Annotated in this window: 12 protein-coding genes; 8 read left to right on the top strand and 4 right to left on the bottom strand. The window is 33.5% G+C overall.

From position 1 onward, the window contains the following. Positions 1 to 141 precede the first annotated feature (141 nt). Together ACHABW_RS22330 and ACHABW_RS22325 are read right to left on the bottom strand one after the other, a co-directional pair. The gene (locus ACHABW_RS22330; protein WP_435758729.1) at positions 142 to 555 is read right to left on the bottom strand and encodes an ester cyclase; all 414 of its coding nucleotides are present in this window, start codon (positions 553 to 555) and stop codon (positions 142 to 144) included. Between the two features lie 30 nt (positions 556 to 585). Further along, positions 586 to 1,362 carry an MBL fold metallo-hydrolase gene (locus ACHABW_RS22325; protein ID WP_435758727.1) on the bottom strand — a complete coding sequence of 259 codons (777 nt, stop codon included), beginning with the start codon at positions 1,360 to 1,362 and terminating at the stop codon, positions 586 to 588. 130 nt (positions 1,363 to 1,492) lie between these two features. On the opposite strand from ACHABW_RS22325, the gene ACHABW_RS22320 reads away from it, so the two are divergent. The 4 genes from ACHABW_RS22320 (at position 1,493) to ACHABW_RS22305 (ending at position 4,619) form a co-directional block, all read left to right on the top strand. Continuing rightward, positions 1,493 to 1,903, top strand: coding sequence for an Lrp/AsnC family transcriptional regulator (locus tag ACHABW_RS22320; protein WP_435758725.1), 411 nt, complete (start codon positions 1,493 to 1,495; stop codon positions 1,901 to 1,903). Between the two features lie 192 nt (positions 1,904 to 2,095). Next, positions 2,096 to 3,103 (top strand): DUF3231 family protein, encoded by a 1,008-nt coding sequence (locus ACHABW_RS22315; protein ID WP_435758723.1) that lies wholly within the window; start codon positions 2,096 to 2,098, stop codon positions 3,101 to 3,103. 10 nt (positions 3,104 to 3,113) lie between these two features. Further along, the gene (locus ACHABW_RS22310; protein ID WP_435758721.1) at positions 3,114 to 3,584 is read left to right on the top strand and encodes a hypothetical protein; all 471 of its coding nucleotides are present in this window, start codon (positions 3,114 to 3,116) and stop codon (positions 3,582 to 3,584) included. 411 nt (positions 3,585 to 3,995) lie between these two features. Next, a complete protein-coding gene (locus ACHABW_RS22305; protein ID WP_435758731.1) occupies positions 3,996 to 4,619 on the top strand; it encodes an AbiV family abortive infection protein in 624 nt (207 codons plus the stop codon). 173 nt (positions 4,620 to 4,792) lie between these two features. Here the strand turns inward: ACHABW_RS22305 and ACHABW_RS22300 are convergent, their stop codons facing one another. Then, on the bottom strand, positions 4,793 to 4,918 hold the full coding sequence (locus ACHABW_RS22300) for an aspartyl-phosphate phosphatase Spo0E family protein (protein WP_435758719.1): 126 nt from the start codon (positions 4,916 to 4,918) through the stop codon (positions 4,793 to 4,795). Positions 4,919 to 5,321: 403 nt separating this feature from the next. Between ACHABW_RS22300 and ACHABW_RS22295 the strand changes: the two genes are divergently transcribed. Both ACHABW_RS22295 and ACHABW_RS22290 read left to right on the top strand, forming a co-directional pair. Beyond that, a complete protein-coding gene (locus tag ACHABW_RS22295; RefSeq protein WP_435758717.1) occupies positions 5,322 to 5,459 on the top strand; it encodes a hypothetical protein in 138 nt (45 codons plus the stop codon). Positions 5,460 to 5,775: 316 nt separating this feature from the next. Beyond that, entirely contained in the window at positions 5,776 to 5,937 is a 162-nt protein-coding gene (locus ACHABW_RS22290) for a hypothetical protein (RefSeq protein WP_435758715.1), read from the top strand. 294 nt (positions 5,938 to 6,231) lie between these two features. Here ACHABW_RS22290 and ACHABW_RS22285 read toward each other — a convergent pair whose 3' ends face one another. Continuing rightward, the gene (locus tag ACHABW_RS22285) at positions 6,232 to 7,245 is read right to left on the bottom strand and encodes a DUF3231 family protein (RefSeq protein WP_435758713.1); all 1,014 of its coding nucleotides are present in this window, start codon (positions 7,243 to 7,245) and stop codon (positions 6,232 to 6,234) included. 731 nt (positions 7,246 to 7,976) lie between these two features. On the opposite strand from ACHABW_RS22285, the gene ACHABW_RS22280 reads away from it, so the two are divergent. Both ACHABW_RS22280 and ACHABW_RS22275 read left to right on the top strand, forming a co-directional pair. Further along, positions 7,977 to 8,177, top strand: a complete 201-nt coding sequence (locus ACHABW_RS22280) for a hypothetical protein (protein ID WP_435758711.1) — start codon at positions 7,977 to 7,979, stop codon at positions 8,175 to 8,177. 479 nt (positions 8,178 to 8,656) lie between these two features. Then, positions 8,657 to 8,878, top strand: coding sequence for a superinfection immunity protein (locus ACHABW_RS22275; protein ID WP_435758709.1), 222 nt, complete (start codon positions 8,657 to 8,659; stop codon positions 8,876 to 8,878). Positions 8,879 to 8,922 lie beyond the last annotated feature (44 nt).

Here is an 8,922-nt window from a genome sequence, read left to right as displayed (position 1 = left end):
GTTTGTAGAGGAAGGCATTGAATATGGATGTACCAATGGTAGATTATGATACTACTTTATCGATAAATATTGGATTAAAACCCATAGAACAAAAAAAGACCCTGAAAAGGGTCCTTAATTAGTCATGCTGACTAGAAGATTTCAATTGGTAACTCCAAGCTGGCGAAGAATATCATTTACATCAACATGTGATCTTTTCTCTATGATTTTCCCGTCCTTAACCCGTAAAAGCATCATGAGTGAGAACCTAACGGTACTACCAGTTGCAGAAACACCGAAAAACGGGCTGCCTGTGTGAGTGCCTTCAAATATGAGATATACGGCTACTTGATCACCTTCAGCCATGATGGCTTTGATTGGCATTTTGAAGTCTGGAAATGCTTCGAAATTTTTCTTCTCTGATTCTATAAGACCATCTACACCATAAAAGGGTATATCTATTTGAGGGTAGAATACAAAGTTTTCATGGCAAAAGTCTTTAAGTGAATCATACTGTTCCTGTTCAATCGCTTCATAGAAATTACGAACGAGTTCTTTATTAGCCTCCACTGACACGGTTATCTCTCCTTTATGTTTTCTCTATTCTCAACTAAACGTGTAAGATTCACCGTCGTCTGGCACTAACACATTAGAAGTCATTCCTTTTTCATTAATAAAACTCTTTAATTCTTCTCTTGATAATGTCCAGTGATTAACGGCTTCCATGTGGACAGCGATAATTTTTGCGTTAGGAGCAGCCTTATACACTTCATAGATATCATCTTTACCCATGACTAGAGAACCGCCTTGAATGAATTGATTATCTCCAGCATTAACAACAATGACTTCTGGTTTATGTGTATCGATTTCTTCTTGAACTGCATCATACCAAACTGTATCTCCAGCAACATATAAGGTTTTTTCTGATGGGTGTTTGAAGATAACACCACATACTAGACCAGCAATTTTTAAGATTTCTCCTCTTCCATGCTCGCCTTTTGTTTTAATCAATTTGATGCCTTCAAAGTCTGTATCCTCATGTAAAACCTCAACATTTTGGAAACCATCTTTTCGAATTTTTGCAGCATCATCTTCATTTTGGGCAAATAATTTGATCTCTTTTGGCAATACTTCTTTGGCAGCCTCATCCCAGTGGTCAGGATGCAGGTGAGTCACGATGACCGCATCAATATCTTGAATAATAATGTCAGTGGATGTTGGCAAGCTTACTACAGGGAAATTATGGTTACCCTGTGGTGCATTTGAGGCTGGATTTGGCATAGAAGGATAAGCCCCTTTTTCCGCTAACATTGGATCTATTAAAAACTTTTTACCTGCGTATTGAACGACTATTGTTGCATTACGAATATGTTGTATGTTCATATATATTATCTCCTTTTCATTGAAATTTCCTTGGAACACTGTATATTATAAACTAGGACCTAATAACGGATACATAGATTAATAAAAGTGTTTTGGTGGTTTTACTTTATTTATGAAAGGAGTTAAGTAAATGTTAGATAACACTGATATTCTTATCCTGAAAGAACTATCAAAGAATAGTCGGATTACGATGAAAGAATTGGGTGAAAAAGTCCATTTAACTGGACCAGCAACTTCAGCAAGGGTGGCAAAATTAGAGGATAGTGGAGTTATTGAGGAATATACCATTAAAGTTAACCAAGTCAAACTGGGATTTTATATACATGCTTTTCTAACTATCATTACACAGAGTATTCACCATCACCCATATTTATCGTTCGTCAAAACGCAGGACCAATACCTTGTACGTAACTATAAGATCAGTGGGGATGGTTGTTATCTTCTTGAATGTAAATTTCCATCCAATGAACTAATGAATGAATTTCTGGAAGGGTTAAATGAACATACAAACTATAAATTATCGATTGTTATTGATAAATAGTTAATCAATACAATGGAAAGATTGTGAATAAATCTACTTAAACAAACGGAAGCGTTAGTGGAAGAATCGTAGCGTCTGTTATGGCGCTATTGGGGAGGTTTCTAAAAAAGAGTAAAGTATTATAAAAAATATTGAATTAAAATACTATCCTAAGCTAAACCTAAGATAGAAAAAATTTTAGGAGGAAATTATATGCCAGAAAAATCAGCAATTACGTCTTCTGAATTAGGTGTATTATGGCTTACGTATCAAGAAAAGACAATGATTTTACGTATGTTAGAATATTTTATAGAGAAATCCGATGACGAAAAAGCCAAGAATATTATGAAAAATTTATATGGAGAGATAGCCACTTACGTTGGTATTATTACAGAAATTTTACAAAATGAAGGGGCGGTCGTCCCAGTTGGCTACACAGCTCAAGATGTCAACAAAGAGGTGCCGAAATTATATGATAATGGTTTTGACATCCTGTTTCTTCGCCTATTGAAACAAATTAGTACGGGGCTTCACGCATTAAATATAACGATGACTTATCGAGAAGATATTGTACTGATGTTAACCGAGCTAACTGCCATTACGCAAAAGTATTACAACCTTTGCACACAATATTTGCTTGAAAAGGGAATACTTGTTAAATCTCCTCATGTTTCAATGCCAAAATCAGTTGAATTTGTGAAAGATAAGCATTACTTGACTGGACTCTCCGTTAGTCCATTTAGCGATAAACGTTCTTTAAATACAGTGGAAGTTGCGCAACTTCATCATTCGATTGAATCAAATATTACGGGGCTTCAAATGATTACAGGTTTTGCTCAATGTGCAAATGAAAAAGAAGTGAAAACCTTCTTTAATGAGGGGGCTGAACTTGCTAAAGGCATTGTCAAGGAATTAACTGAAATCTTGCTTGAAAACGACACACAATCTCCCCAAACAGCAGGTGGTAATGCAACCCGATCAACAATACCACCATTTTCCGATAAGTTGATGATGTATTGCACAAGTCTTTTTTGCAGTTTTTCGATGGGAAGTGGCTCATTAGGGACGGCTTTTAGTTTACGAAATGATTTGCCACCTAAAATGACGATTTTTCTGAAAGATACATTTGAATATGCTCATAAAGGTGCAAAAATTATGATAAAAAATGGTTGGATGGAAGAACCACCTCAAACGGAAGAACGCAAACATCTGTTGAAGTGAGTGATGGAGGGTGAAGGAGTATAGAAAGCCTAAAAAACATGAAGCGTTATTATGGAGTATAGCTTTACCAGGATTCGGTCAGTTTCTAAATAGAAGTTTATTTAAAGGTAGTGTATTCATTTTTTTGGAGATTCTTATTAATGTTTTAAGCAACTTAAATGTAGCGATTATACATTCATTTACAGGAGAAATACAAAGAGCCATTGATGTAACAAACTTTCAATGGCTTATGTTTTATCCTTGTTTATATATGTTTGCCATGTGGGATGCATACCTTAATGCAGATGGAGAAGTGAACTGCTTTTCCTACATACCTTTTGTATTTGGAGCGTTCTTTATGACAATAGGCTTAATATATTCACCCTCATTAAAACTATTTGGATTGATAATGGGTCCTGTTTTTTTACCTATACTTTCTTTAATGCCTGGACTTTTGGTAGGGTTTATTATTTATAAATTAGTTATTATCTACAAGACTTAAAAACTTTTTCGACTCTTCAACTATCGGAAGCGTTAGTAAATTACGGGTTGCAGTATCGCAGCTCTTTTTTTGCGCCTATAAACTGGAAAATGATGTTAAACTAAAGGGGAAGGACAGCTTAAGGATTTTCCAATATCAAGTGAATTTATGTTTATCGTTATCGATTTTAGTTGAGAAGAGAAGGGTTGAGTTGAGCTAAACTACAACCTGCCATAGATGCTGGATTGGTGTATAGTCGATACCTGGCTATGCTCACGTTAATCCATGACCATGGCTATCACTACGAAGAGGAAGAAGAGCCTGTGTCTGCGCCTATATAGTGAAACTTAATCAATTAAAAGTAGAAGAAATAAAAGAAATATTTATAAAGATTTATGAGAATGCCTGTGAGTTATTAGAAGAGGCTGAAATATTATTAGAACATCAGCACACATATCTATTGAGGAGTTTGGAAAGTTACCAATGTTACATACAGCAGCATTAAATATTCACAATGGAGTTAAAGTTGACTGGAAAGCATTAAATAAAAGGTTAAGAGACCACAAATTGAAAACTTCATCAAGTTATGCGAACCAGATGCTAATGGATAAAGTCTTATTTAATTTTGAATATGTTAATTTAGAAAAAAAGGTTAGCAACATAGATGATGCTAAAAAGGAAAAATTCTATGATTTAAAAGAATTCAAGTCTTTCCTTGAAAGTATTGACCTTTTCAAGACTAATCCTGAAAGCTTGATTGATGCTCTTATAAGTAGTATTAAGGAAGAATTTATTTATAGAGAAGCTCTAGCAGATTTATTAAATGATTATAAAAATCACAGTTTGTATGCAGACTTTTATAAGGAAGAATTTTTAAAGCCATCAGAAGTTATTGATAAGTATAGATCTATAAGAAGAATTATGATTGCACTTTTCCAAAAAAAATTCAATGAATTTTTAAATATACAAAATGAAGGTTTTAGATTATTTAAGTATGAGGATGTTGGCATTTATGATGTGGTTGCTCATCTTAAGGAGAAACTGAGTGAGAAATAAAAAAGAGGGCTTTGCGGTTTGTTCCTTTGAACTAACGGAGAGCTTTACTTCAATATCGACCTTCCGCAATCAGGCGTAATTCTGTAATAAGAATTGCGTCCTTTCTTTATGTATAGGGTCAGATTGTGGAGTAACTCCTGTATTACGTAATAATCCTATACTGTTCATTAATATCAAGTACTTTTTATAAGGATTGTTATTCGATAGTATCTATTCAAGAGAACATCTAGTTTTTGACTATCTTTAATAGTAGCAGGATGGGTAAGCCCTTTTGATCGACCATTAAAAATCATACGCATACGGAATAATTTAATTTATTCTAACAAAAAAAACTGTTATATTTTGGGGTTTCATATAATTGTCCTCCTGAAGGATGGGAATATAGAACTAAAAAAGCACACAAGAGCTATTTCATTATAGGTATAAACAATTTAAAAGTGTATTGACAAAGGTTATAGTATTTCGACAAAGTTTTAAGAAGGACATTTAAATGCAAAGTTCAAATATACAATGCAAAAAAATTGATATTAAACAATCAGGCGCAATTCTGTAATAAGAATTGCGTCTTATCTTTGTGTATAGGGCCAGATTGAAGAAGTAGGTCTTTAAAAATTGAAATTAAATTGGAAAATTTATGTTAATATGATAATAGAAAAACTGATAGTTTGTGAACTTTTTCACTTATACTAAAGGGGAGAATCCTTGAAGAACCCGTTAGAATTAACTCTTACTATTAATTTGCTGAAAGACAAATTGGAACAGGTAAAACGTTATGACCAAAAAAAAGCAGGTAATAATAATCCAATAAGAGGTCATGGGGAGACTGGCCATGAATTTTGATTTATTTCTGAGATACATATAAGTAATCCACAAATTGAAACACATGGGTTATACATTTTATGCGTGAGAATGGATTTAAGTGCGCAGAAGAGAACACTCTAAAGGAAGGATCTATACCTGGGTTTCGCCATTATATATAGATGAACTAGATGTAATATTTCAATCATTTAAACATCTAGTGCAAATGAAGAACGTTGCAGAAGCAAATTGTTACACTTTCTTTAAACAGATTAAATTTGTATTAAGTTTTAATTGTGTGAAATTGTGGTATAGTACATTTAAATAGAGTTTTCCGAGAATGGAAAGGGGTGTTTTCTTGCTTTTAATTGGCGAGAAACAAATACTTCAAAATGAAATCGACAAAATGAAAGTTGAACTGGAAAAAACCACTGATTACTCAGTAAAAAAAGCCATTCGCAACGATATCAGTGAATTATATTCTGTTATTAACACTAAAAGTAAAGAATTAGTTAGATAAGTTATGGATAAGTTATAACTCCCAAGAAAGCAATAGAGTATGCAAATAAATCTGGAATATTAAGACAACAACATGAAACTTGAACTGTTGGCAAAAGCACATATCTTAGCCAAGGACAATAATAAAAATTATCATTAGCAATTCACATTAAAAACGCAGAGGTTTTCTTAGAAAATCTTTTGCGTTTTAATGTTCTGGAAAAGCGTCGATGAAATTTCAAGGTCTTATTTAATTTGATTATTTATGTGGAATTTAGTTATAGAGAACAGGTAAGGAGCATAAATGCTCCTTACCTTATTTTTGCTTTGCGAGTTCATCACGGTCAAGTGCTCGTGGTGGCTCTTCTAACCACCCATATTTAATCATTATTTTAGCCCCATCATCCGCATATTTTAAGATTTCTCCTACAAGTCTGGTGTACGTGATTCCAATATCTCTTCTTGGACTCATCGACATACTGGCTCCGTAATAACCAACACTGAGTGCAGTTAATGCAGTAGAATAAAACATTATCTTTCTGTCAGAAAATGTGTATGTGGTTGAATCTGTAACTTCTGTATCCAATGTCATAGGACTAGGGAGGTCATTTTCGTTTAAATAAGACCCAAATATCTCGCAATGTTTTTGTGCAATTTCTTTACCTCTTAAAATAAATTCAGTTACATCCCTGTTATCTGCAACCTGACTATACCCAATCATAGTAGCGGACCCTAGTGCATTTCTTTGGAAATTGGAGTACAGGTTCGTAATTTCAGTTCCAGTTAATGGTCTTTTTTCTCCAAAGTACCCTGCAAGAAAGCTTTTTTTCTCCACAAAATCGAAGTTTTCAGGGGTTGGAAGATACGGTGACTTGATATATAATCCCTTTGATAGTAATAGTTCGTTGGTTTTCTTAATAATATCATCGGACTCACGTAAACAGTCACTAAAAAAAGTATAAACATCTTCTCTCACAGCAATAGATAATGCCATACTATATGCGTTCAATCCCATTTTTCCTAATTGGTTAGTAGCGATTAACGAATAAGCATCAGAAAATAATTTAGGGGAGGTAGCATGAACATCTTCGTCTAATTTAAACCCATGGGGAACAGGGTAACCTTCTTTATTTAATAGTTCTGTTACTTTTTTGATATGTAATTTTGATATAGCTAAAGCATGTTGAAGCATAGGTTTTATTTGTTCATCTTCAGTATTATGTAATTCGTGTTCCAAATGACAAATACTGCCGCTATCATTCATGTATGTACTCCATAGATGAGTTATCTCTGCTGAAGTCAATCGAATTACTTTTCCATCAATTTTCATTCCATTCATCCTCCAATAAAGAATTTAAGTTAATGTGAATAACTTGCCCTTAATTAATAAGAAATATGAGTTGTAATAGGAGAAATGGAGTTGTACAAAAGACAAAAATGATTATCCCACTAGCTCAGAATGAGTAATGGTCTTCATTGATGAACATAAAGAAATTAAACGGCTAAACCATTCGCCTTTGAATTCCCTTCGATTAAAACGATAACAAAATTCTTCTAATTAGCCTTGGAGATGCTTTGAATCAAGTCCACATACCTAGCATTGGAAAGAACGGTATGAAGCCAGTGTAAATAGTCTGGTGTTCCCTTTGCATTATAGACGTGATACTCGTGTTTAAAGCCAACCGATGCGGAGCTCGATACGAATGATAGGCATCACTGCTTATGATAGAGCCTGGTATGACTCTGACCACTTCAATGAGGAGAGGTGGTTTTGACAAGCTTCTTCCGTAGAAAACCGTTTTTGAAATGAAATTAAACATACTTTTGATATTAATGTTATGGTTAAATGGTAGGTATTTTGATAGGAGGGGATAATATTGAACAGAAACAATACTGTCCGTTTAGAAATATTGATCAATAATAACAAACTTTATGAAAGATTTGAAGGTGCATTTCTTTCGATTGCAAAAACATATATAGAATGTACTCCTATTGATGTATCTAATATAAACTTCGAGAAGACAAAAAAATCATATTATCGTATTGTACGATTATAATAGTTTGGAATTAAAATATGCTTTTGAATTTGAAGAAGGCTCTGTACAAGAAAAAGCTTCGCTTCCTAACGGTGAAATCGTAGATTCTTTCATGGAGTTCTGGATAAAATGGGTAGTGGAAGGCTTTTTTTTAGACGAATTGAAAGTTGAATCAAAACACACTGAAATAACCTTTAATAACAAGGATGTCATGAAAACGATTTAAAGATTAAAATGATTATGTCATTAGCTCAGAATGAGTAATGGTTTTCCTGACAAATTTCTTCAGAGGAAAACTGTTTTTGAAATGAAATTAAACTCATCTGTTGGTATTTAGCCATTTAAAACACCCTTACAAAACGTTTGTTTGTATTTATATTATACCGAACATTCGTTCGTAAGGGTAGTAATTCTGAGCAAAAGGGATATTCATTAAGATAAATTGTAGCCTCTTTGTGAAGTGATGTACTTAAAGAAACGGAGAAGCGTTAGTACAAGAAGCTGCCGCTGCAATTGTTCAACTATTTGATTGCTCTTTAGTAAGGGAGAATGGTTAAGGAGTAAATTGCAGGGATTTACTTGTTTGCGTCCGATCTGTCCATTTATAAAAACACTTTAACTACTAATATTGTTGCTAATTGATTAATGAATGTAAAAAATATGTATTATAATATGGTTACAATTTTTTAATGATTAGGAGGAATTATGGATTACTTATCAATTTCCCCAATAATTATTGTTGCTGTTTGCTTCTTCATAGGTGTCTATCTAATACCTTCAATTATTGCATTGAGAACCGAACATAAGAACAGTAAAAGCATTATAGCACTAAACATTTTGTTAGGTTGGACTTTTTGGGGTTGGCTGGCTATATTTGTTTGGTCACTATTCGGCAAAGATACTAAAGTGTCTTCTACTACAAACTAGCTTTCAGAGACCTCGATGAGGTCTTTTTTTCATGCGATTTCCTT

Origin of the sequence: Salipaludibacillus sp. CF4.18, from assembly GCF_051262595.1 — a bacterium.
GTDB classification, from domain to species: Bacteria; Bacillota; Bacilli; order Bacillales; family Salisediminibacteriaceae; genus Salipaludibacillus; species Salipaludibacillus neizhouensis.
This window is presented reverse-complemented; position numbering and strand designations above follow the sequence as displayed.